Genomic DNA, 25,473 nt, shown 5'->3' with positions numbered 1-25,473 from the left:
CGTGCAGTTCGGTGTTTTCTCGGTGAGCGACATCACCAGGGACCCCGTGTCGGGTCAGACCCCGAGCGAGGCCGAGCGGATCGACGCGATCGTGAAGATCGCGCAGAAGACCGAAGAGGTCGGGATGGACGTGTTCGCGATCGGCGAGCACCACAACCCGCCGTTCTTCTCGTCCGCGCCCACGACGTTGCTGTCCTTCATCGCGGCGACGACCCAGCGGCTGATCGTGAGCACCTCCACGACGCTGATCACGACGAACGACCCGGTCCGCATCGCCGAGGAGTACGCGATGCTGCAGCACCTGGCGAAGGGCCGCATGGACCTGATGATGGGTCGCGGCAACACCGCGCCGGTGTACCCGTGGTTCGGCAAGGAGATCCGCGACAGCCTGCCGCTGGCGCTGGAGAACTACAACCTGCTGCACCGGTTGTGGCGCGAGGACGTCGTCGACTGGGAGGGCAAGTACCGCACGCCGCTGCAGGGCTTCACCAGCACGCCGCGGCCGCTGGACGACGTGCCGCCGTTCGTCTGGCACGGCTCGATCCGCACGCCGGAGATCGCGGAGCAGGCCGCCTACTACGGCGACGGGTTCTTCGCCAACAACATCTTCTGGCCCAAGGAGCACTACATGCGGCTGATCCGGTTCTACCGGCAGCGCTACGCGCACTACGGTCACGGCACCGAGCAGCAGGCCATCGTCGGGCTCGGCGGGCAGGCGTTCATCGCCAAGCGGTCGCAGGACGCGATCAACGAGTTCCGCCCGTACTTCAACGAGGCGCCGGTCTACGGGCACGGGCCGTCCATGGAGGACTTCATGGAGGCCACGCCGCTGTCCGTCGGCAGCCCGCAGGAGGTCATCGACAAGACGCTGACCTTCCGCGAGCACTTCGGCGATTACCAGCGCCAGTTGTTCCTGATGGACCACGCCGGCCTGCCGTTGAAGACCGTGCTGAACCAGCTCGACCTGCTCGGCGAGGAGGTCGTCCCGGTGCTGCGCAAGGAGATCGCCGCGCGGCAGGCGCCCGAGACGCCGGAACCGCCGACGCACGCGGGTCTGGTCAAGGCGAAGTATGGCGACGCCGCACCCCGCCAGCCGCGCCCGAACGCCAACCGCGGCGACAACGTGACGGGCGGGTCGCCCTACCAGGACACCGCGAAGTGACCGCGAACGAGGCGTGGGAGGCACTGATGACCGCCCACGCCGTGCTGATGAAGGGGTTCGCGGCCGAGGACATCTGGCAGGACGTGTCGATGCGCGAGTACGACGTGCTCTACACGCTGTCCAAGTGCCCCGAGCCCCTGCGGCAGAGCGAGCTCAACCGGCACGTCCTGCTCAGCCAGCCCGCCCTGTCGCGACTGGTCGACCGGCTGGTCGACCGCGGCTTCATCGAGCGGCACAACGACCCCGCCGACGGCCGCGGGGTCCGGTTGGCGCTCACCGAGAAGGGCCGCGACACGCAACAGAAGGTCGGCCGCCCGCACGCCCGCAGCGTCGCGCGCGCCGTCACCACCGCGTTGAACCCCGAAGAACTGCGGCAGCTGGAGATCCTCTGCCGCAAACTGGCCAAAGGAAACGCATGAGCACCTTCAAGCTCGTCGTCGTCTCGGCGGGCACCAGCACCCCGTCGTCCACGCGGCTGCTCGCCGACCGCGTCACCCAGCGCCTCACCGCCCTGGCGGACCGGCGCGGCCACGAGGTGACCACGACGGTCGTCGACCTGCGCGAGATCGCCACCGAGGTCACCGCCGCGCTCGTGTCCCAGTTGGTCGGACCGAAGCTGCGGCACGCGATCGAGGCTCTGGCCGAGGCCGACGGCATCGTCGCGAGCACCCCGGTCTACAAGGCCGGCGCCAGCGGCCTGTTCACGTCGTTCTTCCAGGTCCTCGACAACGACCTGCTGATCGCGAAGCCCGTCGTGCTCGCCGCGACCGCGGGCACGGCCCGGCACGCGCTCGTCGTCGACGAGGCGATGCGGTCGCTGTTCGCGTACCTGCGCACGACGACGGTGCCGACGTCGCTGTTCGCGTCCACAGAGGACTGGACGGACCCGGCGCTGAACAAGCGCGTGGACCGCGCCGCACTCGAGTTGCTGCTGCTCATGGAAAGCGGGTTCGCCCACGAGGTGCGAGAAACTTCTTGGCACAGCTACCAGCACGAGTTCGGCAGCGCGGGCGGCGCGGAGGTTTCCATCGACCTGGATTCCGACCTGATGCGGCTCGCTGCGGGTGGGTCCGCGAGCTGAGTGACGGCGGTAACACCGCGTCGCGCACCGGAGATGAGCAACCCGGAACGTTTGGATCCGGAGGTGGTCATGATCAGGCCGGTGAACGGGGTGCAGTGGGTGCTTCCCCTGCTCGACCACATCGTCGAGCACAAGCCGCACCTGCCGCCGCTGATCATCGGCCTGACCAGCGCGGACCCAGCTGAGGCCCGCGCGTTCGCCGATGGTTACCGCGGACGACTGGCCGACATCCGGGGTCATTCGCTGGTGCCGAACGCGCACACGGACGCCGTGACGTTGCGGATCGCCAAGGCGTCGAAGACCTCGCCCGACGTCGCCCTGCTGGACGAGCTCGCCAAGCAGCTCAGGTCGAGCATTCCAGGCGGCGCGGGAAAGCATTGGCAGACAAAGCAGTTCTCCATCGTGCTGGACGTCGTCACGGCGGCCGGCCACGTCACCACGACCACCTCCGACGCCACCCGCGAAGCGTTGTACGACCTGCTCTACACGAGGTGGGAGAAGCGGAAGAAGCTGCTCTCCTGGACGCGGAAGATGAGCAACGCCGACCTGCCGGGCAAGATCCTCGGCCTGGTCCTCACCGCGCTGTTGCACGGCCCGAGCCGCTGGTTCTTCGGACGGCGGCTGAACCGCCGCGGGCTGCGCTGGTTCGGCGCCCACGTGAAGGACGCGACCGGCCGCGAAGGCGACTTCCTCGATCAGGCCGTGTACCTGTTGCCGGACAGCGGTTTGCCGGACGTGGCGGCACTGCACCAGCGGGTCCTGTTCGACGCGCTGCTACACGACGTCGCGCAGTTCACCAGACGCCGGCGGTTCCTGCCCCACCGCAGGCGGCGCCGCTGGACGCCGGTGCTGCTGCTGGACGCCACCGACCCGCTGGCGGCGAGCCTGGTCGACCTCTACTCGGAGCTCACCGCCGAGGTGAAGACCATGCCGCTGCTGGTCATCGCCGCGCTGCCCGAGAACGCCCTGGGTGACGGAGCCGTCCACGACATCGAGGACGCCGCTGCCGTGCTGCGCGCGTTGGTGGATCAGGAGGAACGCCACCGCCGCCTGGTGCTGCGGATGCCCGGCACCGACGCTCCCGAACACCCGGCCGCCGACCAGCACATCAAGACGCACCGGGTGGTCACACCGAGAATTCCCAGCCGTGTCTCCGCGTTCACCCCACTCGCCCTCACCGTGGTGCTCGTCGCGGGGAGCACGGCGTTCGGCGGATGGACGTACTTCAACAGCGGCTGTTCCGACACGATGATCAACGCGAAGGGCGAACGCGTCGGCGTCATCGAGAGCGACTGCAGCTTCCGCCAGCCCGCGGAGGACGCGGCCGGTGTGCCGAACCTTTCCGATCTGGAACAGGAAGTGTTCCAGAACAACAGGGCCGTCGACGAGATCCGTGTCGACAACAAACCGCAATACCACCGGGAGGTCGTGTTCTTCGCTCCGCTGACCCGTCCGGACGAGGCACAGCACACCGCGCCGCGCAACGCGATCTGGCAGCTGCGCGGAGCCATCAAGGCCCAGCGCCAGCACAACGAGGAAGCCACGCACAACGCCAGCCTGGTGCCGATCAAGCTCGTGCTGGCCAACAGCGGTGACGACTTCTCCGACGGCGCATGGGTGGCGTCCAGAATCGCCGAACGACCGAGAGACGGCGACGGCGCCCTGGCCGCGGTGATCGGCATCTCGCAGAGCAGACCACGAGTCCGCGACGTGGTCCACGACCAGCTCGCCGGAATCCCGGTGATCGGCGCCAGCATGTACGGCCGGAAGATGACCGAGAACAACCCCGGCATGTTCCTGGCCGCACCGACGAACGAGGCGTTCGCGAACAAGATGGACGATTGGCTCCTGGGCCGCAGGGCCGCGGTGGTCTGGGATCCGGAGGACGAGTACTTCAGCAGCGACCTGCACGAGTTGCTGCACAACATGCGCATCGGCTCGGACGCCGTCGACATCAAGATCACCAAGCGCCTGGGCGGGACCGGATACGCGTTCGAAGGCGGCTCGGCGCAGGCCATCTGCGAGCAGAACCTGATTCCCGTCCTCACCACCCGCGCCGACCCGATCGTGGCGTTCCTCGACGAGATGAAACGCACCAGGGGCTGCACCGACGGGATCACGCAAAGGACGATCCTGGCCGGTCCCGGTGTGATCGTCGAGGCCGCGACGGGCACGCTCGGCAAACGATACGAGTGGGCGGACCTGACCATGATGTGCCTGGCCGGAGGTGCCGTGGACAGCGAGGAGACCACCGGGCGCGACGCGTTCACCGTCGTCGCGGCCGCCGCGACGGAGGCCAAGAAGACAGCCGCGGGCACGTGGGGCCCGGCGATCATCCAGACGCTCCTGGAAAAGCGGACCTCCACCGGTGCCGAGCCACCCAGGCTGAACGACGCCACCGCGACCGATCGCATCCACGTGGTCGACATCAGCTGAGACCGGCGCGTTGGAGAGATCGGTCCTCCGCACTAACGTCGCCCCATGCAGATCGGCGTCTTCACCGTCGGCGACGTGACCCCGGACCCGACCAACGGCCACGTGCCCACCGAGGCCGCGCGGATCAAGGCCCTGATGACCATGGCCGAACACGCCGAATCGGTCGGGCTCGACGTCTTCGCCACCGGCGAGCACCACAACCCGCCGTTCGTCCCGTCGTCGCCGACGACCATGCTCGGCTACCTGGCGGGCCGCACCGAACGGCTGGTGCTGTCCACGTCCACGACGCTGATCACGACGAACGACCCGGTGAAGATCGCCGAGGACTACGCGATGCTGCAACACCTCGCGGACGGCCGGGTGGATCTGATGCTCGGGCGCGGCAACACCGCGCCCGTGTACCCGTGGTTCGGGCAGCGCCTGGAGAACGCCATCCCGCTGACCGTCGAGAACTACCGGCTGCTGCGCCGGTTGTGGGACGACGAGGTCGTCGACTGGGAAGGCGAGTTCCGCACTCCCCTGCACGGTTTCACCTCGACCCCGCGCCCGCTCGACGGCGTGCCGCCGTTCGTCTGGCACGGCTCGATCCGCAGCCCGGAGATCGCCGAGATCGCCGCCTCCTATGGAGACGGTTACTTCGCCAACAATATCTTCTGGCCCAAGGAACACTTCATTCGGCTGATCGGGTTGTATCGCGAACGCTACGAACACCACGGGCACGGCCGTGCCGAACAGGCGACCGTCGGGCTGGGCGGGCACGTCTTCATGCGCGCCCGGTCGCAGGACGCGGTCGCGGAGTTCCGGCCGTACTTCGACGTCGCGCCGGTTTACGGCAACGGGCCGTCGCTCGAGGAGTACATGCGGCGCACGCCGCTCACGGTCGGCAGCCCGCAGCAGGTGATCGACAAGACGCTGACGTTTCAGGAGTTCTTCGGTTCCTACCAACGTCAACTGTTTCTTGTCGACCACGCCGGGCTGCCGCTCAAGACCGTGCTGGAGCAGATCGACATGCTCGGTGAGATCGCGCCCGTTATCCGGAAGGAGATGGACTCGCGGCGGCCCGCACACGTGCCGTCGGATCCTCCGTCGCACGAGATGCGCAAGGGCTTGGCCTGATCTCGTTGTGGTTTGGGGGTTCTGTGGTCTCGGGCGGGGCGCTGCGGTGGTTGCGTCGCGCCTTCGGCGCAGCGATTGGGGCTTGACTTGGGGCCCCTCGCGAGGCGCTGGCGGACGCAAACGGGCAGAAGGTGAGACGCCCGCTCCGCCGAGCGTAGCGCCTCGCACCCCAAGTCAAGCCCCAATCGCGCGGTGCCCACCAGACGCGCCCCTCTACATGCCAGGTCGCCTTGCGCTGCTGCCGGTTCCGTGCGTGGTGCCGTATTCCTGGGTTTCGTTCGCGGGCGAGCTTGATCGCTGTTGGGAGCGCTCTCGCATTTTGCGAGGGGAAGATTTGTGTCGTCTAGCGTCACAAATCTTCCCCTCGCGAAGATCAACAATCTCCCTGCTGTCCGATATGTCCAATGAGAGCGCGATCATCGAGCGTTTCTTAACCTCATGTTCGAACACGAAGATCAACTCGACCCACGACCCACGACCCACGCCCCACAAACCTCAACGCCGCAACAGAACCACCCCCACCAGCAACACCAGCACACCCACGGCCAACGGTCCGTCGATCACCCAAGCCGCGAACGTCAGATACGAAGCCAGCTCCGACCCCAGCCCGGCCACGGACGTGACCGTCGCACGAGCGGAGCTGTCACCGATCCGGTGCTGCAGCTCGGCTTCGACGTGCACCAGCACGAAGTGGTACAGCCCGTAAAACCCGGCCACGATCACCAACGCGTGCGGTCGTGCGACCAGAGCCGCCACGATCAGCAACCCGGCCGAGACGACCAGCAGCCAAGGCCGCGGATCGAGACGACCGGCCAGATACGCACCGAAAGCACCGGCCAACGGCACGCCGAGCGTCGCGACCGGCACCCACACGGTAGGCACCGACCAGTCGTGCGCCATCAGCGTGAAGTACTCCTCGAAGGCGTCCAACGAGAACACCAGCGCCACGCACAGCACAGCCCAACGGATCGACGGAGACGAACGCACCTGCCGAACACCGGACCGCAGCGTCGCGAAGTAACCGTCCTCTTCGGACTCGTCCGCGAACCGAGGCGCCTCCGGCAGGCACCACGCCAGAGCCGCCGACGCCAGACACGACGCCACCGAGATCCAGCCCGCCAGCGAGTAACCGCCGAGCGAGAACAACACCGTCGCGACGACCGCGGTCGGCACCTGGGCGACCAGCTCGACGGCGGTGATCCGGGAGTTCAGCCGGCTATAGGAATCCTCCTCGCCGAGCGCGAGAAGTTCGTCGTACAGCAGGGCTTCGAGCGAGCCCGAGGAGAGCGACCCGCCGAGACCCCACAGCACGAAACCGAGAGCGAACCCGGTGAACGACGGGAACAGGATCCAGCAGGCATATCCAGCCGCCTGGAAGACACCGGCGGACGCCAGCGTGCCGCGGCGGGAGAAGCGGTCCGCGATGGCACCGGTCGGGACCTCGGTGAGGACGGCGACGGTCGACCAGATCGCGAACAGCGCGGAGATCTGCCCGTCCGACAGACCGTGGTCCGCGAAGAGCAGCGCGTACAGGGCGTAGATCGGCACGAGGTTCGCGCACCACGCCCACCCGGTGGCCAGCCGGGCAACCCTTGCGGCCTCAGGTGAGGATCAATGTCGCTTGCGCATGAACGAAGAGTACGCCGCCAGCGCCACCGAATTAAGTGGCGCTGACGGCGCGTGACCGGTCAGAAACCGGCTGAGATCTTCGTGAACGCCAGGTCCGCCTGCGCGATGCCCGAGCAGTTGGACGCCACCTGGCCGTCGCAGCCGCCGCGGTCGCGGTTCACCGACCAGAACGCGAGCCGGCCGAGACCGTTGGTCTTGGACCAGTTGACGATGTTCTGCCACGCCGTGGTGGTCGTGGTCTCGCGCTGGTCCGACAGACCGTTCATGCCCGAGATGCCGACGTGGGAGAACGCCACCGAGTCCGACCAGCCGAACGTCGACTTGAGCTTGTTCTTCAGCCCGGTCGCCGCGTTCTTCGTGTCGTTCTCGATGTTCGCGCTGCCGAAGTCGAACGGTATGATCGTGTAGGTGTCGACGCCTGCGCCCAGCGCCTGCGACCGCTCGATGAGGCGGTTGCCCCAGTAGGACGGGCCGGTGGTCGTGGTGCCGAACGTCAGGATCGTCTTCAGGCCGGGGTTGTTGGCCTTGACGATCTTCAACGCGCCCAGGATCCGGTCCTGCACGACCTCGCTCTCGAACTCGTCGGTGTTCTCGATGTCGACGTCGAGGAACTTGAGACCGTAGGCGTTGATCACCGTCTGGTACGCGCCGGCGAGCGCCTCGGGCGACGAGCAGTTCGGGCCGAGCTTGTTGCCGCTCCAGCCGCCGAACGAGATCTCGACGTCACCACCCGCGCCGCGGATGGAGTTGATCGCCGACTCGTCGGCACCGCCCTTCAACGCCCGGCTGCCGTCCCACGCGGGGCTGCAGCCGCCGCCGGACAGCATGAACGCCATCGTGAACTTCTTGATGCCGGTCTGCTGCATGACCGTCGCCGGGTTCTGCGGGTTGCCCCAGCCCATGTACAGGTACGGGGCCGCCTTGCCGCCACCGGGCGGCGGGGTGCCCGTCGTGGTGGTGGTCGTGGTCGTCGTCGTGGACGTGGTGGTCGGCGGGTTGCCGGACCCGTCACACGACGCGCCGTTGACCGTGCACCCCGACGGGGCCGAGTACGCGCCGGAATAGGTGACGTTGAAGCCGAAGCTCGCCGAGCCACCCACGCCGATCGAGCCGTTCCAGGTGTTCTTGACCGTCACGGTCTGGCCGCTGGTGGTGTAGCTACCGTCCCAGAGCGACCCGATCCGGTGGCCGGAGGGCAGCGTGAACACGACCGTCCACGACGTGATCGCGCTCGATCCGCCGTTGTTGATCGTGTACTTGCCCTCGTAGCCGGTGCCCCAGTCGGAGCCCTTGGTGAACGTCGCGGTCACGCCGGTGGCACCGCTGGCCGGGGCCGCCACCACGAGACCTGCGACCACCGCGGCGACCGCGGTCGCCACGCCGATCAGTTGCCAACGAAGCCTTTTCATCGTGCTCCTCACGCGCAGGGGGAACGTCAGGACGTCGTGTGGCGCACGCTAACTGGTCTGGACCACTCCCATCAAGGGCTGAAGAGTTTTTGGTTGTGAACAACCGCCCACGGTCGGTGAGCGGTCGTACCGGGAACGTTTGGGCCTAGATAAAGGGGCGCAGCTCCGGCTGCTTCGGCCGGACCGTGTCGCCCGAGGACTGTCCACGCAGCCGCCGGACCACCCACGGCACCACATGTTCGCGCGCCCACCTCAGGTCCTGTTGCCGCCGCACTCGCGGGTCCGGGACCAACGCGGGAGCCAGGCGGGTGGCGGCCAGCGAGTGCCCGACCCCGAGCCCGTCCAGTACGGCGATGGCGACCTCGTTGTGCCCCAACGCGTTCAGGTGCAGCCGGTCGTCCGACCACATGCGACGGTCGCGCAGCTGGCGCATTGACCACATGTCCACCAGGACGGCGTCGTGGTCGGCGGCGATCGCGCGCACGTGCTCGTTGTAGATGGCGACGCGGCCGCGCATCTTGCGGAACACCGGGTCGTCCACGCCGTCGACGCCGGTGAACAGCACGACCCGCGCGCCGGCCGCGGTGAACCGGGCGACCGCGGAGCGGTAGCCGCGCATCAGCTCGTCGATGTCCACACGCGGGCGCATCAGGTCGTTGCCGCCCGCATACATGGAGACGAGGTCCGGCTTCATGTCCAGTGCGGGCTTCAGCTGCGACCGCAGCACGTGGCCGAGCAGCCGGCCGCGGACCGCGAGGTTGGCGTACAGGAAGTCGGGCTCCTTCTCGGCGAGGACCTCAGCCACCCGGTCCGCCCACCCGCGGACCCCGTTGGGCCTGGTCGGATCGTCGTCGCCGACTCCCTCGGTGAACGAATCCCCCAACGCCACAAAACGCTTGCTCATGCTCACCACTTTAGGTGGGCGGCTTTCCCGCCCGATCGAGGCGGGGGACGACGAACTCGCGGAACACGAACAGCAACGACGCGGCCACGGGAATCGACACGATCGCCCCCACCACCCCGAGCAGCGCTCCCCCGATCAGCACGGCGACGACCGTGACCACACCGGGTATGTCCAGCACCCTGCCCATCACCTTCGGCGCGATGAAGTAGTTCTCCACCGCCTGGTAGACCACGAAGAACACCGCCGTCGCGATGGCGATGGGCAGCGACACCGTCAGCGCGACGAGCGTGACCGCGATGCCGGAGATCCAGGCGCCGATCGCGGGAACGAGGTCGAGCAGCGCCACCGCGAGGCTCAGCAACAGCGCGTACGGCACGTTGAAGATCGTCAGCCACGCGAACGTCGCCAGGCCGGCGATCAGCGACACCAGGACGTTGCCGAGCACGTACGCGCTGATCTTCGCGAAGATCTCGTCGCCGACGCGTTGCGTCTCGTCGCGACGGGAGCGCGGCGCGAGGCGGTAGAGCCACCGCCGGATCCGCGGCAGGTCCGCCAGGAAGTAGGCGGTCAGCACGAGCACGACCAGGACGCCGCCCAGCACACCGAGGACGATGCGGCCCGCGCCGAAGAGACCGGTGAGGAGGGTCGTCGAACGGAACGCGCTCTCGATCCGTTCCTTGACCTGGAAGCGCTCGAGCAGGTCACTGCGTTCGACGTACTCCGGCGCCCGCGCGGCGAACTGGGTCGCCTGGTCGATCAGCGGACGCATTGCCAGCAGAAGAAAACCGACCAGTGGCCCCACGACGAACACCATTGCCAGGAACACCGCGAGCGTCCGCGGCATCCGGCGCGCGAGCCGGGACACGAACGGCTCGAGACCGGCGGCGAGGAAGAACCCCAGACCCATCAGGACCAGCACGTCGCGGGCGGCGACGACCATTTGTGCGACGGCGTAGGTGACGAGCACTCCCGCGGCCCCCAGCATTCCCACGCGGAAGGGCGTCATGAACCGTGGGTACCGCTGTGGTTGCGGTGCGGAACATAACAGTTAGATAACGGCGGAGTCTCGAACTGAGGCACCTTTGCCGATCTCTCCGTATCCCCCGGCGTGCGACTCCCTACAGACACAGCGCCCACGGTCCGACGACTCACCGTCGTCGTGCTGGGCTGCCTGACGTCGGTTCTCCTGAGCGTCGGGAGCGCCGCGGGACAACCCGCACCACCCAGCAGCGGTGAGCAGCCCCCGCCCACGACGGCCGTCTCCACTCCCCCGCCCGGCAGCGGCGGCAGCGGCAACGAGATCGTCGAGACGCAGTGGGGTCAGCTCGGGCCGGCCGACCGGGACTTCCTGTTCAAGGTCAAGCAGGCCACGCTCTGGCAGCTGCCCGCGGGGCAGAAGGCTCAGCAGAAGTCGCAGAACCCGAAGATCGCCGACGTCTCCAAGAAGCTCGTCGAAGGGCACACGCTGCTCGGCAAGGTCGTCGACCGGGCCGGGCTGCTGCTCGGCGTGGAACTCCCCAAGGACCCCACGCAGGAACAGCAGGGCTTCCTCGGTGAGATCGACGGGGCCAGCGGCGACGAGTTCGAGGTGACGCTGGTCAACCGGCTGCGCCCGGCGGAGGGCAAGGTCTACGCGCTCGCCGCGCAGATGCGGGCCGGTTCGAAGAACGAGCTCATCCGGATCCTGTCGAACCAGACGATGGCGACGCTGCTGGACCAGATGAAGGCCGTCGAGGCGACCGGCCGCGTCGACTTCAACGGACTGCCGTCACCGCAGGCCCCCGCCGCCGAACCCACCGGCACCAACGCGGACCAGCCGCCGGCGGAGGACGGGACGATCCCGAGCGTGCCACCGGACAGCAAGTTCACCCGGACCTCCGGGCAGGGCGGCGCTTTCGGTGACAACAACACGGTCTTCATCGGCGCGGTGGTCGTGCTCATCGTCGCACTGGCAAGCATGCGGTTCATCTCCCGTGCCAAGAAAACCCGGCGCAAATCCCGGGCCTACTAAAAGAATTCCTTAGCTAGAACCGAAAAACACGGCTCTACCGCCGTCGTATCAGCATGCCGTTTTATCGGACTACCGCGAGGTGGAAGTATGGCGTTTCACCGGAAGAAATCAACGATCTGGCTCACCGCGGCCGCCGCCGCCCTGGCGCTCGTCGCGGGCACCGCAGTCGTGGTCGCAGCCGGTTCCGACCAGGGAACCGCGCTGGCCGACGCGCCGGACAAGAAGTTCTTCGTCGACATCACGAAGGTGAAGCCGAACGTCAAGAAACCACAAGCACAGCAGAACGCCACCAAGGGGACGTTCACTGTCGACTGCGGCGTCAACGAGAACGGCCACTTCAACCCGGACAACTTCATCGCGCAGCCCGGTGTGAAGAACGGCGCGCAGCACCTGCACGACTACGTCGGCAACCTCTCCACGAACGCCGACTCGAACAACAAGTCGCTGCAGAAGGCGGGCACCACCTGCAAGAACGGCGACAAGTCGGCCTACTTCTGGCCGGTCGTCCGCATCGAGGACCCGAAGGAAGCGGCCGAGCGCGACCAGAAGGACGCCGACAAGCAGCAGGAAAAGCAGCAGAACGACAAGAAGAAGCAGCAGCGCGAACAGCAGCAGCAGAAGGACCAGGCCGACAAGGCGGCTGCACGCGTCGACTGTCCGGACGTCAACGGCAAGCTCGAGGCCGACGAGGTGCCGGACAAGGCGAAGGCGGAGATCGACAAGGAGCTGGAGAACCTCGACAAGCAGATCGACGAGGCGAACCAGGCTCTGGACCAGGGCAAGGGCAAGAACAACCCGGACGAGGTGCTCGGACCGCTGCGTGACAAGCGCGCCGCCGCCCTCAACCGGATGATGGTCGCGATCAACCGCCAGAACGTGCAGCCGCCGGACCTCAACCCGCTGGCCCAGTGCAAGCTGAAGAAGGGCCAGGACGCGGGCGTCGACAACGGCGACGAGAACAGCGACAAGGCGCAGGCCGAGGGCACCGAGGACAAGGCGAACAAGGACAACAAGGCCGAGCAGGGCGCGGACAACGAGCTCGAGGGCAACGAGGGCGAGATCCAGCGTCCGGAGAAGGCCGAGCTCACCTTCCGCGGTTCGCCCGTCGGCAAGGTCGTCGCGATGCCGAAGTTCCTCCGCATCCTCTACGGCGACGCGAAGGTCGGCCAGAACGGCCCGAAGAACGCCAAGGACTCGTGGACCTGCAGCGGGTTCGAGGACAAGGTCCTGATCAACAAGTACCCGATCTGCCCCAAGGGCTCGAAGGTCAAGCGCATCCACGACTTCCCGAGCTGCTGGGACGGCAAGAACATCGACTCCGCGAAGCACCGGGAGCACATCATCTACCCGGATGCCAACGGCAAGTGCAAGAAGGGCTTCAAGGCGGTACCTCAGCTGCGGATCACCCTGACCTACAACATCCCGCAGGATGTGCAGAAGGCCGGCCTGTACGCGGTGGACTCGTTCCCGGAGGAGGAGCACAACCCCTTCTCCGACCACGACGACTTCGCGAACGTCATGTCGCAGTCGATCATGAACCGAGTGGTCAACTGCATCAACACCGGCAAGACCTGCAAGGAGTGATCGGCTCCTAGGGCACCGTCTTCCCCTACTCGAGGCCGTTCCGGCACCTGTCCGCCGGGGCGGCCTCGAGGCATTCCTGTCATGCTTTCCCGATGCGCGCCGTCGCGCTCGGACTCGCGGTGTTCGTGCTCCTCGGGTGTGCGCCGAACGCCGCGGAGCCGCAGGCGGTCGCCTGGACGGACTGCGCCGACCTGATCCCGTTCGGACCGGACGGCACCCGGCCCGAGATCGCCCGGAGACTGGACGTCGGATGCGGCACGCTCGAGGTGCCGCTCGACCACGAGCACGCCGACGGGCAGAAGATCTCCCTCAAGCTCATCCGCCTGCACCACCGGGAACAGACCGACCGGATCGGGTCGCTGGTGCTCAACCCCGGCGGACCAGGGGCCTCCGGAGTGGACTTCGCCGCGCGGTTCGTGTCGATGGCCACCGAGAGCCTGCTGAAGCGGTTCGACGTCATCGGGTTCGATCCCCGTGGCGTCGGCGAGTCCGCGCCGATCAAGTGCAACGAGGGCGCCGACCTCGACCGCATGATCGACACGATCGCCCCGGTACCGGACGAGGCCCGCCGGATGGCGACCTCCTGCGCGGCGAAGCTGGGCGCCTCCGCGCAGTTCTTCAACACCGAGGCCACGGCTCGCGACCTGGACCTGATCCGCCGCGCGACCGGCGACGCACGGCTCACGTACGCCGGTTTCTCCTATGGCGCCAAGCTCGGCGCGACCTACGCACACCTGTTCCCGGCTTCGGTGCGCGCGCTCGTGCTGGACGGGCCGTCCTTCCCGCTCGTCGACGACCTCGGCACCGCCGAGCGGCAGCTGCGCGGGTTCGAGGACGCCTTCGACGAGTTCGCGCGGGACTGCGCGACCCGGCCGTCGTGCCGAGAGCTGGGCGATCTGCGCGCGTTGGTCGCCAAGCTCGTGACGCAGGCGCAGGCCACGCCGCTCACGCACGAGAATCCGGCCGACCGGCGCCGCACTTCGGGCGGAACCGTGCTGCACGGCGTCCTGTCGGCCCTCTACGACAACGCCCGCTGGCAACCGCTGGAGGACGCGCTGCGGCTGGGTCTCAAGGGCGACGGCACCACGTTCTTCGATCTCTCCGACGCGGGAACCGGCCGGCGGCGCGACGGCACCTACCCCAACATGATCGACGCCGGTTTCGTCATCAACTGCACCGACGGCGCGACCGTGCCCACCGAGGAGCAGATCACCTCGACCGCCGCCCGGTGGGCGAAGGACTACCCGTTGTTCGGCGTCTACCAGGCCGGCGCCCTGTACGGCTGCAGGTACTGGGATGCCCCGAAGCACCCGCCGGCGACCCCGACGGCTCCGGCGGCCCCACCGATCCTCGTCATCGGCACCGTCCACGACCCGGCGACGCCGTACCAGGGTGCGGTCGAGCTCGCGGCCACGTTGGGCAGCGGTGTACTGCTCACGTCGGAGGGCGAGGGGCACACCGCGTATCTCAGGTCGCCGTGCGTGGACAAGCTCGTGGAGACCTATCTGATCAGCGGAAACGCTCCCAAAGCGGGAACTCGCTGTCCCGCTTGAAGTTCACGCTCGTGAATGCTGTGCCGGAATCGTTGACGTGATGGTCTGGACCTCTCACACTCCTGTTACCTCCGCCCTGCACAGGAGATGAAGCATGAAGGTGTTGATGGTCGCGATCTCCCTGCTCGCGACACTCGTCGTTCCCACCGCCGTTCCCACCGCCACAGCCGCCCCCACGACGTTCGTCCATCCCGGAGTACTCGTCTCCCGTCCCCAGCTGGACTTCATCCGCACCAAGGTGAACGCCGGCGCGCAGCCCTGGAAGTCCGCCTACGACGCCATGCGCGCTTCCGCGTACGCGTCGCTGTCCCGCACCCCGAAGCCGCGCGCGATCGTCGAGTGCGGTCCCTACTCCGACCCGAACTACGGGTGCACCGACGAACGCCAGGACGCGCTCGCGGCGTACACCCTCTCGTTGATCTGGTATGTGACAAGGGATTCTCGGTACGCGCAGAAGGCCATCCAGATCATGGACGCCTGGTCCGCGACCATCCAGGACCACACGAACTCCAACGCTCCACTCCAGACGGCGTGGGCGGGCTCCAGCTGGCCGCGGGCCGCCGAGATCATCAAGTACACGTACTCGAGCTGGCCCAACGCATCCCGCTTCGCCACCATGCTGCGCAACGTCTACGTGCCGGAGATCCAGAACGGCAACACCCGTGCCAACGGCAACTGGGAGCTCAGCATGATGGAGGCGCTGCTGGGCATCTCGGTGTTCCTGGAGGACCGGACCCTGTACGACAAGGCGGTCGCGAAGTTCCGCACCCGCATCCAGGCCTACATCTACCTCACCAGCGACGGCTCGCTGCCCAAGGCGCCGCCCGGCAGCGGCTACGACACCCGTGAGGAGATCATCAAGTACTGGCACGGTCAGTCGACCTTTGTGGACGGTCTGGCGCAGGAGACGTGCCGCGACTTCGCGCACACCGGTTACGGAATCGACGCGGCCGCCCACTTCGCCGAGACCGCACGGCACCAGGGCCAGGACATCTGGGGCGAGATCAAGGACCGCATGCGCTTCGCGCTCGGTCTCCACACCAAGTACGAGAACGGCACGCCGATGCCGTCGTGGCTCTGCGGCGGGGTGAAGTCCCGCTCGCTCGGGCCGACGACCGAGGTCGGCTACAACGCGCTGAACACGCGGCTCGGGATCACCATGGCGAACACCCAGCAGTACACCGAGTCGCACCGGCCGCAGGGCACGGACGGCCTGTTCGTCGCCTGGGAGACGCTCACCCACGCCGCCAACCCCGCATAGAACAGATGTTCGAGTAGACTGCCGGACATGCAGGCTTCCCTGTTCGACACGGCGTCGGCACCGCGCCTGGGCTCGCTCGACGGGCTCAGGCGCACCGAACTGACGCACGGAGCGTGGGTCGACGTGCTGCCCGGCTGGCTGCAGGGCGCCGACGCCCTGTTCGACCGGCTCGTCTCGGGCGTTCCGTGGCGAGCCGACCGGCGCACCATGTACGACAAGGTCGTCGACGTGCCCCGGCTGCTGTGCTTCTACGGCTCGGACGCGGCATTGCCGGATCCCGTGCTCGCCGAGGCGCGCGATGCGTTGAACGCCCACTACCGGGCGGACCCGTTCGTCACGGCGGGCCTCTGCTACTACCGCGACGGCCGCGACAGCGTCGCCTGGCACGGTGACCGCATCGGCCGGGGCGCCCATGAGGACACCATGGTCGCCATCCTCAGCGTCGGCGCGGCGCGGCCGTTGTTGTTGCGCCCCAACGGCGGCGGCGAGTCGATCAAGTACGCGGTGGGGCACGGCGACCTGATCGTCATGGGCGGGTCGTGCCAGCGGACGTGGGAGCACGCGATCCCGAAGACAGCCAAGCCGGTGGGGCCGCGGATCAGCATCCAGTTCCGGCCGCACAACGTCCGTTAATTCGCTTGATCAGCGTGCTGAACTGGGCAAATGAACATCCGTCCCACGGCCAGCGCGGACCTCGGCGTCTTCGTCGACACCCTCCACGTCGCGTTCGGACTCTTCCCGGAAGCCCCCGCGGACAGCGAAGGCGTCTGGTGGTCGGCGCTCGAACTGGACCGCGGCCTGCTCGCCGAAGTGGACGGACGGCCGGTCGGCACGACCGGCGCGTACTCCTTCGAGCTGACCTTGCCCGGTGACGTCATCGTCCCCGCCGCCGGGGTGAGCGTCGTCGGCGTCCTGCCCTCGCATCGGCGTCAGGGCGTGCTCACCGCGATGATGCGGCATCAGCTCGCCGAGATGCGGGCCCGTGGCGAGTTCCTCGCCGTGCTGCTGGCCAGCGAGGCGCCGATCTACGGCCGGTTCGGCTACGGGCCGGCGACCTACACCCAGCGGTTGCGGGTGCCACGCCACCGGGCCGCCTTCAGTCGTCCACAAGGGACGGCCACCATCGAGGTCCTGTGGCGCGCCGAGTGCGGCGGGATCCTGGAAGAGGTCTACGACCGGTACCGCCGCGCGCAGCCCGGTGCGCTGTCCCGGCCGCACCGCTGGTGGAAGTCGGGCGCGGGGCGTCCCCCGGTCGCTCCGGCGCCGCGCTACGTCGCCCTCCACCGCGACGGCGACGGCGTCCCGGACGGGTACGCCAGTTACTCACTCGCCGACGGCACCCTGACGGTCGACGAGACCATCGCCACCGACGACGCCGTCTTCACCGCCCTGGCCCGGTTCGTGCTCGAACACGACCTGGTCGGTCAGGTGGTCTTCAAGCACGTTCCGCCCGGCCACCCGTTGCGCTGGCAGTTCGCGGACTTCCGCGCCGCCCAGGTGGAGGACGACACCGACTGGCTGTGGGTGCGGCTGCTGGACGTCCCGCGAGCGCTGACCGCGCGGCTGGTTCAGCGACGGCGAGCTCGTCCTCGACGTCGACGACCCGTTCCTCGGCGAGCACGGCCGGTATCTGCTGTCCGTCCGGGACGGTAAGGCCGACTGCGTTCCCACGGACCGCGAGCCCGACCTGTCCCTGGACATCCGCGACCTGGGCTCGGTCTACCTCGGCGGCACCGCCCCGAGCACGCTCGTGCGGGCCGGGCACGTCCGGGCTCACCGTCCGGGCGCGGCCACCCTCGCGGACGCCCTCTTCCGTGCCGAACGCACCCCGCACTGTTTGCACTGGTTCTGAAATCGGTCCGGCAAGGATGTCGAGAACGGCCTGACGACTCCGTCCCAGGGGCAGCAGCGACCATCGCCCTGAGGAGGCCATCATGACGAACGAGCAGGTCACCGAGATCCTCAACCGCCCGCTGAGCCAGGAGATGCTGGCCCGTGACCTGTGCCGCCTGGCCTACGTGGCCAAGGACGGCACGCCGCGCAACATCCCGATCGCCTTCTCCTGGAACGGCAAGGAGGCGGTGATGTGCACGTCGAAGAACGCCCCGAAGCTGGCGTCGCTGCGCCGGAACCCGGCCGTCGCCATCACGATCGACACCGAGGTGCACCCGCCCAAGATCCTGCTCGTCCGGGGCACCGTCGAACTCGACGAGGTCGACGGCATTCCCGAGGAGTACCTCGAGATGAACGGCTCCTACGAGATGACGGCTGAGCAACGGGTCGAGTGGGAGGCCGAGGTCCGCTCGCTCTACGACGGCATGGTCCGCATCGTGATGACGCCGACGTGGGCGAAGCTGATCGACTTCGAGACGACTCTGCCCAGTGCCGTCGAGGAACTCGTCCAGCAGCGTGCGGAACGTCAGCAGCAGGCCGACTAACGTGCCGGTAGGCATGCCGTCGATCTTGGAGACCCGTGATGTTCTCGATCCCGCTCGGCCCCGATGGCGCGCGCTTGTGCCCGCTGGAACCGTGGCACGCCGAGGAGTTCCTGGCCCACCTCGATCGCGGCCGCGAGTTCATCGGGCAGTACATCAGCCTGCCCGACCAAGCGACCGATCTGGACTCCAGCCGGGCACTGCTCCGCGCCTACGCGGACAAGGCGGCGACCGACACCGGCGCGATCTACGGCATCTGGATCGGTGACACCCTCGTGGGTGGCGTGTTGTTTCGCCGCATGGACCTCAAGCACGGTGTCGTAGAGGTGGGTTGCTGGCTGGAGCCGGCGGGCACCGGGAAGGGCCTGGCCACCACGGCCGCCCGCACGATCATCGACTGGGCCGTGGAGATCCGGGGCGTGCACCGGGTGGAGTGGCAGGCCAAGACGGCCAACCAGGCGAGCATCGAGGTGGCCCGCCGGTTGGGCATGACCAGGGAAGGTGTGCTCCGCGAAGCCATGCTCCACCGGGGCAAGCGCTGGGACCTCGAAGTGTGGTCGGTGCTCGCACCGGAATGGCGTGCCCGGCAGGCCGGCTAGGTCGCCTGCACCACCAGCAACGCCAGGTCGTCGTGGTCCCCCGCGCCCAGCCACTCCAGCACGGCCTCCCGGAACCGCGGCTCGCGCCGGTCGTGGTGCGCCCGCGCCTCGGTGAACCCGTCGCTGTACTCGAAGTGTGGTCGGTGCTCGCACCGGAATGGCGCGCCCGGAAAGCCGGCTAGGTCGCCTGCACCACCAGCAACGCCAGGTCGTCGTGGTCCCCCGCGCCGAGCCACTCCAGCACGGCCTCCCGGAACCGCCGCGCCATCACGTCGGCCTGCAGACCCGGCCCGCAGTCACGCAGCACCCGGCGCAGCCGCTCCTCACCGAAGAGCTCCCGCCGGTCGTGGTGCGCCCGAGCCTCGGTGAACCCGTCGCTGTAGAGGATCAGGGTCTCCCCCGGCACCAGGGTGACGCTCTCCGGGTGGAACCGCACGTCGGGCAGGATGCCGACGATCGCGCCGGACGTCGGCACCTCGTCGACCGTGCCGTCGGTGCGCAGCACCAGCGGCACCGGGTGCCCGCCGGAGGCCAGGGTCAGCCGCAGCCCGCCCGCGCCGAGCGGTACGAGCTCGCCCACCACAAGTGTGGTGAAGAGCTTGGAACCGGTGGCGCGCAACGAGGTGTTCAACAGATGCAGCAGCCGCACCGGGTTCGTCTCGACGAGTGACAGCGCCTGCAGGGACTGCCGCACACGTCCACTGTGGACCGCCGCTTCGAGGCCGTGGCCGCAGACGTCGCCCAGCGCGAAGGTGGCGGAGCCGTCGGTGCGCGGGTGCACGTCGTAGAAGTCGCCGCCGACCTCCGCCTTGAGGTGCGCGGGCAGGTACACGCTGCCGAGCCCCACGCCGCGCAGTTCGGGCAGCGGGGTGGGCAGCAGAGCCGAGCGCAGCACGTCGATCATGCGGCTCTGCTCGCTCAGCCGCGAGGCGGACTCCAGGGCGACCGCCGCGTGCCTGCCGAACAGGCGGACACGCTCGGTGTCCGCGGGCGTGAAGTCACCGCGCCGCACGACGACCAACGCGCCGCCGACGCCGAGGGGCACGGCGAGTGCGGCGCCGGGCTTCCAGCCGTCCGGCATGCCCCAGCCACCTTCACCCAACTCAGTGATCCGCGTGTGCGACGCGGAGCCGACGAGCACGCCCGAGATCGACGCCGCGCGGCGTGGCGTCCGGGTGACGGTCACTTCCTTCGGACCGCCGCGCCACCACTCCAGGCGGTCGCGCGAACACGGCACGATCGCGACGCAGTGCTCGCCCAGCAACTCGTTTGCGAGCTCAACGATCGTGCGCAGCGTCGCCTTGCGGTCGGTGGACGACGCGAGCCGCAGATGCGCCTGTTCGAGTGACGTGTCGGTGAAGTACCAGGCGCTCCAGCCCTCGCCGATGTCGTGGTGGCGCGCGGTTTCGGAGCCCTCGAAGTGTTCGCCGGGACCCAGCCGGGGGAACTTCTTGGCCGCCGCGGAGTTGCGGACGCGGATCGTCCCAACAGGATCGACGACGAGAACGGCTTCGCGCAGGCCGTCTACGAGGCGCTGCCAGCCGTCCAGGTCGATGCCGAGCGCGTGACTCATGCGCCGGCCTCCCGCGGGTCAAGTGGATGGTGCGTGCCGCATCTCAACCTAACGTGGCAGGCTTGTCGAGGACCACCGAGGACCGGAGGCTGGAGTGACGACGGGCCACGACGACACGGACGCGACACTGGAGCGGGTCCTTTCCGCGATGAGAGACCTGCGGGACGGCAACTTCCGGCGACGTCTCGTGGTGCCCGGCGCGGGCCTGCCCGCGGCGCTGGCGGACGTGTTCAACGAGATCGCCGATCGCAACCAATGGCTCGCGGGCGAACTGGTCCGCGTGCGGCAGGCCATCGGGCAGGAGGGCCGGCTCACCGAGCGGGTGGTGCCCGCGGGCGGTGCCGGCGGCTGGGAGCTCGTGGCGGACTCCGTCAACGGGCTCGTCGAGGACCTCGTTCGCCCGACGACCGAGCTGAGCCGCGTGCTCGCCGCGGTCGCCGAGGGCGACCTGTCCCAGCGGATGACCGCGCCGACGTTGCGCGGTGAGTTCGCGGACCTCGGCGCCACGGTGAACGGCCTGGTCGACCAGCTCTCGGCGTTCGCCTCCGAGGTCACCCGCGTCGCCCGCGAGGTCGGCACCGAGGGCAAACTGGGAGGTCAGGCCCAGGTCCCCGGCGTGTCGGGCACGTGGCGCGACCTCACCGACTCGGTGAACTCGATGGCGAACAACCTGACCACCCAGGTCCGCAACATCGCGACCGTCGCGACCGCGGTGGCCAACGGCGACCTCTCGCAGAAGATCACCGTGACGGTGTCCGGCGAGATGTTGGAGCTGAAGGACACGCTGAACACGATGGTCGACCAGCTCTCGGCGTTCGCCTCCGAGGTCACCCGCGTCGCCCGCGAGGTCGGCACGGACGGCAAACTGGGTGGTCAGGCGTCCGTGCCGGGCGTCGCGGGCACCTGGCGCGACCTGACGGACAACGTCAACTTCATGGCGGACAACCTCACCACCCAGGTCCGCAACATCGCACAGGTCACCACCGCCGTCGCGAACGGCGACCTGACCCAGAAGATCACCGTCGACGCACGCGGCGAGATCCTCGAGATGAAGTCGACCCTCAACACGATGGTCGACCAGCTCTCCGCCTTCGCCTCTGAGGTCACCCGCGTCGCCCGCGAGGTCGGCACCGAGGGCAAACTGGGAGGTCAGGCCCAGGTTCCCGGCGTCGCCGGCACGTGGCGCGACCTGACGGACAACGTCAACTTCATGGCCGGCAACCTGACCAGCCAGGTCCGCAACATCGCGCAGGTGACGACGGCGGTCGCCCAGGGCGACCTGACCCAGAAGATCACCGTCGACGCACGCGGCGAGATCCTCGAGATGAAGACGACCCTGAACACGATGGTCGACCAGCTCTCGGCGTTCGCGGACGAGGTCACCCGCGTCGCCCGCGAGGTCGGCACCGACGGCCGCCTGGGCGGCCAGGCGCAGGTGCCGGGCGTGGCGGGCACGTGGCGCGACCTCACGGACAACGTCAACTTCATGGCGAACAACCTGACCACCCAGGTGCGCAACATCGCCCAGGTCGCGACCGCGGTGGCGAAGGGCGACCTGACGCAGAAGATCACGGTCGACGCGCGCGGCGAGATCCTGGAGCTGAAGTCGACCCTGAACGCGATGGTCGACCAGCTGTCGTCGTTCGCCGACGAGGTCACCCGTGTCGCCCGCGAGGTCGGCACCGACGGCCGCCTGGGCGGCCAGGCCCGCGTCCCCGGCGTCGCGGGTACGTGGAAGGACCTCACGGACAACGTGAACCTGATGGCCGACAACCTGTCGACCCAGGTCCGCGGCATCGCGGCGGTCGCGACGGCGGTCGCGAACGGCGACCTGTCCAAGAAGATCACCGTCGAGGCGAAGGGCGAGGTCGCGGCACTCGCCGAGACCCTCAACGGCATGGTCGACACGCTCCGCGCGTTCGGCGACGAGGTCACCCGCGTCGCGCGCGAGGTCGGCACCGAGGGCATCCTCGGCGGCCAGGCGCGCGTGCCGAACGTGGCGGGTACCTGGAAGGACCTGACGGACAACGTCAACTTCATGGCGGGCAATCTGACCAACCAGGTCCGCAACATCGCCCTCGTCACCACGGCCGTCGCGAAGGGCGACCTGTCGAAGAAGATCGACGTCGACGCGCGCGGCGAGATCCTGGAGATGAAGACGACCATCAACACGATGGTCGACCAGCTGTCGTCGTTCGCCGACGAGGTCACCCGCGTCGCCCGCGAGGTCGGCACCGAGGGCAAGCTCGGCGGTCAGGCCGAGGTCGAGGGCGTGTCCGGCACGTGGAAGCGCCTGACCGAGAACGTCAACGAGCTGGCGGGCAACCTGACCACCCAGGTTCGCGCCATCGCCGCCGTCGCCACGGCGGTGACCGCCGGTGACCTGACGAGGCAGATCACGGTCGACGCCTCGGGTGAGGTCGCCGAGCTCAAAGACAACATCAACCAGATGATCGCGAACCTCAAGGAGACGACGAAGGCCAACCGCGAGCAGTACTGGCTGAAGACCAACCTCGCGCGCCTCTCGGGCCTGATGCAGGGCCACCGCGACCTGCGCGCGCTCGCCTCGTTGATCATGAGCGAGCTGACGCCCCTGGTCAGCGCGCACCACGGCGCGTTCTTCCAGATCCAGGAAGACGACGAGGGCACCGAGTCGCTGGAACTGACCGCCACCTATGGCTACCGCCCGGACAACGGCCGAGCGACGGCGTTCGCCCTCGGCGAGTCCCTGGTGGGCCAGGCGGCCCTGGAAAAGAAGACCATCCTGGTCACGAACGTCCCGCCGGGCTACCTGACCGTGTCCTCGGCGCTGGGCGAACTCGCCCCGGTCAACCTGGTGATCCTGCCGGTCCTGTTCCAGGGCGAAACCCTGGGCGTGATCGAACTGGCCTCGTTGAACGAGTTCTCCGACGTCCACCTGGACCTGCTGGACCAGCTGAAGGAGAACATCGGCGTCAACGTCAACACCATGCTCGCCAACTCGCGAACCGACTCCCTGCTGGTCGAGTCGCAGCGCCTGACGGCGGAACTGCGAGCCGGCTCGGAGGAGCTGGAGGACCGAGCGCGCCAGCTGCAGACGGCGTCGAAGTACAAGTCCGAGTTCATGGCGAACATGTCCCACGAACTCCGCACCCCGCTCAACTCGCTCCTGATCCTCGCCAAGCTCCTAGCCGACAACCTCGACGGCAACCTGAACGCGAAGCAGATCGAGTTCGCCCGCACCATCCACTCGTCGGGCAGCGACCTGCTCCAGCTGATCAACGACATCCTCGACCTCTCGAAGGTCGAAGCGGGCCAGATGCAGGTCCACGAGGACCCAGTACGCCTCGAAGAACTGGTCCGCTACGTCGAGTCCCTCTGCCTCCCCCTGACGGCCGAGAAGAACCTGGAGTTCTCGGTACGGGTCGAGCCCGACGTCCCCGCGACCCTGCACACCGACGAACACCGCCTGCAGCAAATCCTGCGCAACCTGCTGTCCAACGCGGTCAAGTTCACCCACGACGGAGGCATCCGCCTGCACGTGAGGATGGACGAACCCACCATCGTCGCCTTCGACGTACACGACACCGGCATCGGCATCCCAGCGGACAAGCTCGCGGTCATCTTCGAGGCCTTCCAGCAGGCCGACGGCACCACGTCGCGCAAGTACGGCGGCACCGGTCTCGGCCTGTCCATCAGCCGCGACCTGGCCCAACTGCTCAACGGCTCCCTACGAGTCCGCAGCGAACCGGGCATCGGCAGCACGTTCACCCTGTGCCTGCCCCTGGGCACCGCAGCAGCCGAAGCCACCCCGCTACAGCCGGAACCCGCACCCATCGTGATCCCCGCGCCGATCCTGCCGACCACCACGGGCATCCGCTTCCACGGCGAGAAAGTCCTGGTAGTAGACGACGACCTGCGCAACGTGTTCGCCCTGACCAGCATCCTGGAGCTGCACGGCCTCACGGCCATCTACGCAGACAACGGCATCACGGGTGTCCGCGCGCTGGAGCAGTACGACGACGTCAGCCTGGTGCTGATGGACATCATGATGCCGGAGTTGGACGGCAACGCGACCATCTCGGCGATCCGCGCCATGGAGCACTACGCGGACCTGCCGGTGATCGCCGTGACCGCCAAGGCCATGAAGGGCGACCGGGAGAAATCACTGGCGTCGGGTGCCACCGACTACGTGACGAAGCCGGTGGACACCGACCACCTGATCCAGCTGATCGCGTACTACCTGGGCATCGGCTCGGACGGCAGCCCGGCGTAGCCGCGCGCAGGGCGCCGGACCCCCGAAGACCTGGGCTGAACGGCCAACTCGGGGGTGCCGAACGGGGAACACGCGGGGCGGAGTGGGCGACACGCGGCGCGAAGTGAGGGCTCGCCGGGGCTGGACTGAGGACTCGCCGGGGCTGGACTGAGGACTCGCGCACACCGAGGTGGGACTCGGGGTGCGGGAAGGTGGGACTCGCGGCCGGGAAGGTGGGACTCGCGCCTCACGCGATGCGCGAAGCGCGAGCCACGGGACCAGGACCACGACGGAACCGGCAGCCAAGGAAGCGACCACGTACGGGACCGGCAGCCAAAGGCGCGCGCAGCGCGCAACCACCCGGTGGTGGGCCCCTCCCGTCGCATCGCAGGCGAAGCCCTGCCGCATCCGAGACCCCAGGTCAAGCACGCTTTTCGCTTGACCTGGGGTCTCGGATGTGGCTGCCTCAGGTGCGATGCGACGGGA

The 25,473-nt window shown here is 68.2% G+C and carries 20 protein-coding genes; 15 read left to right on the top strand and 5 right to left on the bottom strand.

The features are described 5' to 3' along the window. The first annotated feature begins 1 nt into the window (after position 1). The 5 genes from QSK35_RS40635 (at position 2) to QSK35_RS40615 (ending at position 5,795) form a co-directional block, all read left to right on the top strand. Positions 2–1,162, top strand: a complete 1,161-nt coding sequence (locus tag QSK35_RS40635; RefSeq protein WP_285753461.1) for an LLM class flavin-dependent oxidoreductase — start codon at positions 2–4, stop codon at positions 1,160–1,162. Continuing rightward, positions 1,159–1,581 (top strand): MarR family winged helix-turn-helix transcriptional regulator, encoded by a 423-nt coding sequence (locus QSK35_RS40630; RefSeq protein WP_285753460.1) that lies wholly within the window; start codon positions 1,159–1,161, stop codon positions 1,579–1,581. The genes QSK35_RS40635 and QSK35_RS40630 overlap by 4 nt, the downstream gene beginning before the upstream one ends. Beyond that, positions 1,578–2,243: a CE1759 family FMN reductase gene (locus tag QSK35_RS40625; RefSeq protein ID WP_285753459.1), complete on the top strand. Its 666-nt coding sequence runs from the start codon at positions 1,578–1,580 to the stop codon at positions 2,241–2,243. Before QSK35_RS40630 ends, QSK35_RS40625 begins: the two co-directional genes overlap by 4 nt. Positions 2,244–2,312: 69 nt before the next feature. Further along, positions 2,313–4,679, top strand: coding sequence for a type 1 periplasmic-binding domain-containing protein (locus tag QSK35_RS40620; RefSeq protein WP_285753458.1), 2,367 nt, complete (start codon positions 2,313–2,315; stop codon positions 4,677–4,679). A gap of 45 nt (positions 4,680–4,724) precedes the next feature. Then, positions 4,725–5,795: a CE1758 family FMN-dependent luciferase-like monooxygenase gene (locus tag QSK35_RS40615; RefSeq protein ID WP_285753457.1), complete on the top strand. Its 1,071-nt coding sequence runs from the start codon at positions 4,725–4,727 to the stop codon at positions 5,793–5,795. A gap of 495 nt (positions 5,796–6,290) precedes the next feature. Here QSK35_RS40615 and QSK35_RS40610 read toward each other — a convergent pair whose 3' ends face one another. From QSK35_RS40610 to QSK35_RS40595, 4 genes are all read right to left on the bottom strand, one after another. Then, positions 6,291–7,343, bottom strand: a complete 1,053-nt coding sequence (locus tag QSK35_RS40610; RefSeq protein ID WP_285753456.1) for an MFS transporter — start codon at positions 7,341–7,343, stop codon at positions 6,291–6,293. Positions 7,344–7,483: 140 nt separating this feature from the next. After that, on the bottom strand, positions 7,484–8,833 hold the full coding sequence (locus QSK35_RS40605) for a cellulose binding domain-containing protein (protein ID WP_285753455.1): 1,350 nt from the start codon (positions 8,831–8,833) through the stop codon (positions 7,484–7,486). A gap of 145 nt (positions 8,834–8,978) precedes the next feature. After that, positions 8,979–9,737: an SGNH/GDSL hydrolase family protein gene (locus tag QSK35_RS40600; RefSeq protein WP_285753454.1), complete on the bottom strand. Its 759-nt coding sequence runs from the start codon at positions 9,735–9,737 to the stop codon at positions 8,979–8,981. A gap of 10 nt (positions 9,738–9,747) precedes the next feature. Further along, on the bottom strand, positions 9,748–10,743 hold the full coding sequence (locus QSK35_RS40595; protein ID WP_285753452.1) for an AI-2E family transporter: 996 nt from the start codon (positions 10,741–10,743) through the stop codon (positions 9,748–9,750). A gap of 153 nt (positions 10,744–10,896) precedes the next feature. Between QSK35_RS40595 and QSK35_RS40590 the strand changes: the two genes are divergently transcribed. From QSK35_RS40590 to QSK35_RS40550, 9 genes are all read left to right on the top strand, one after another. Continuing rightward, positions 10,897–11,748: a DUF4142 domain-containing protein gene (locus QSK35_RS40590; RefSeq protein WP_285753451.1), complete on the top strand. Its 852-nt coding sequence runs from the start codon at positions 10,897–10,899 to the stop codon at positions 11,746–11,748. A gap of 87 nt (positions 11,749–11,835) precedes the next feature. Further along, positions 11,836–13,332 (top strand): DUF1996 domain-containing protein, encoded by a 1,497-nt coding sequence (locus tag QSK35_RS40585; RefSeq protein WP_285753450.1) that lies wholly within the window; start codon positions 11,836–11,838, stop codon positions 13,330–13,332. A gap of 92 nt (positions 13,333–13,424) precedes the next feature. Then, positions 13,425–14,885, top strand: a complete 1,461-nt coding sequence (locus QSK35_RS40580; protein WP_285753449.1) for an alpha/beta hydrolase — start codon at positions 13,425–13,427, stop codon at positions 14,883–14,885. Between the two features lie 106 nt (positions 14,886–14,991). Then, a complete protein-coding gene (locus QSK35_RS40575; protein ID WP_502881785.1) occupies positions 14,992–16,146 on the top strand; it encodes an alginate lyase family protein in 1,155 nt (384 codons plus the stop codon). Positions 16,147–16,173: 27 nt separating this feature from the next. Beyond that, positions 16,174–16,779 carry an alpha-ketoglutarate-dependent dioxygenase AlkB gene (locus tag QSK35_RS40570; RefSeq protein WP_285753447.1) on the top strand — a complete coding sequence of 202 codons (606 nt, stop codon included), beginning with the start codon at positions 16,174–16,176 and terminating at the stop codon, positions 16,777–16,779. 30 nt (positions 16,780–16,809) lie between these two features. Then, complete coding sequence (locus QSK35_RS40565) at positions 16,810–17,799, top strand: GNAT family N-acetyltransferase (RefSeq protein WP_285753446.1); 990 nt, start codon at positions 16,810–16,812, stop codon at positions 17,797–17,799. Further along, positions 17,777–17,998 (top strand): sterol carrier protein domain-containing protein, encoded by a 222-nt coding sequence (locus tag QSK35_RS40560; RefSeq protein ID WP_285753516.1) that lies wholly within the window; start codon positions 17,777–17,779, stop codon positions 17,996–17,998. The genes QSK35_RS40565 and QSK35_RS40560 overlap by 23 nt, the downstream gene beginning before the upstream one ends. 82 nt (positions 17,999–18,080) lie before the next feature. Then, a complete protein-coding gene (locus QSK35_RS40555; RefSeq protein WP_285753445.1) occupies positions 18,081–18,584 on the top strand; it encodes a pyridoxamine 5'-phosphate oxidase family protein in 504 nt (167 codons plus the stop codon). Positions 18,585–18,622: 38 nt separating this feature from the next. Then, positions 18,623–19,180: a GNAT family N-acetyltransferase gene (locus QSK35_RS40550; RefSeq protein ID WP_285753515.1), complete on the top strand. Its 558-nt coding sequence runs from the start codon at positions 18,623–18,625 to the stop codon at positions 19,178–19,180. A gap of 178 nt (positions 19,181–19,358) precedes the next feature. Here QSK35_RS40550 and QSK35_RS40545 read toward each other — a convergent pair whose 3' ends face one another. Then, a complete protein-coding gene (locus QSK35_RS40545; protein ID WP_285753444.1) occupies positions 19,359–20,753 on the bottom strand; it encodes a PP2C family protein-serine/threonine phosphatase in 1,395 nt (464 codons plus the stop codon). Between the two features lie 94 nt (positions 20,754–20,847). On the opposite strand from QSK35_RS40545, the gene QSK35_RS40540 reads away from it, so the two are divergent. Continuing rightward, entirely contained in the window at positions 20,848–25,008 is a 4,161-nt protein-coding gene (locus QSK35_RS40540) for a hybrid sensor histidine kinase/response regulator (RefSeq protein ID WP_502881784.1), read from the top strand. Positions 25,009–25,473: the final 465 nt, after the last annotated feature.

Origin of the sequence: Lentzea sp. NBRC 105346 (assembly GCF_030269605.1) — a bacterium.
GTDB lineage: Bacteria > Actinomycetota > Actinomycetes > Mycobacteriales > Pseudonocardiaceae > Lentzea.
This window is presented reverse-complemented; position numbering and strand designations above follow the sequence as displayed.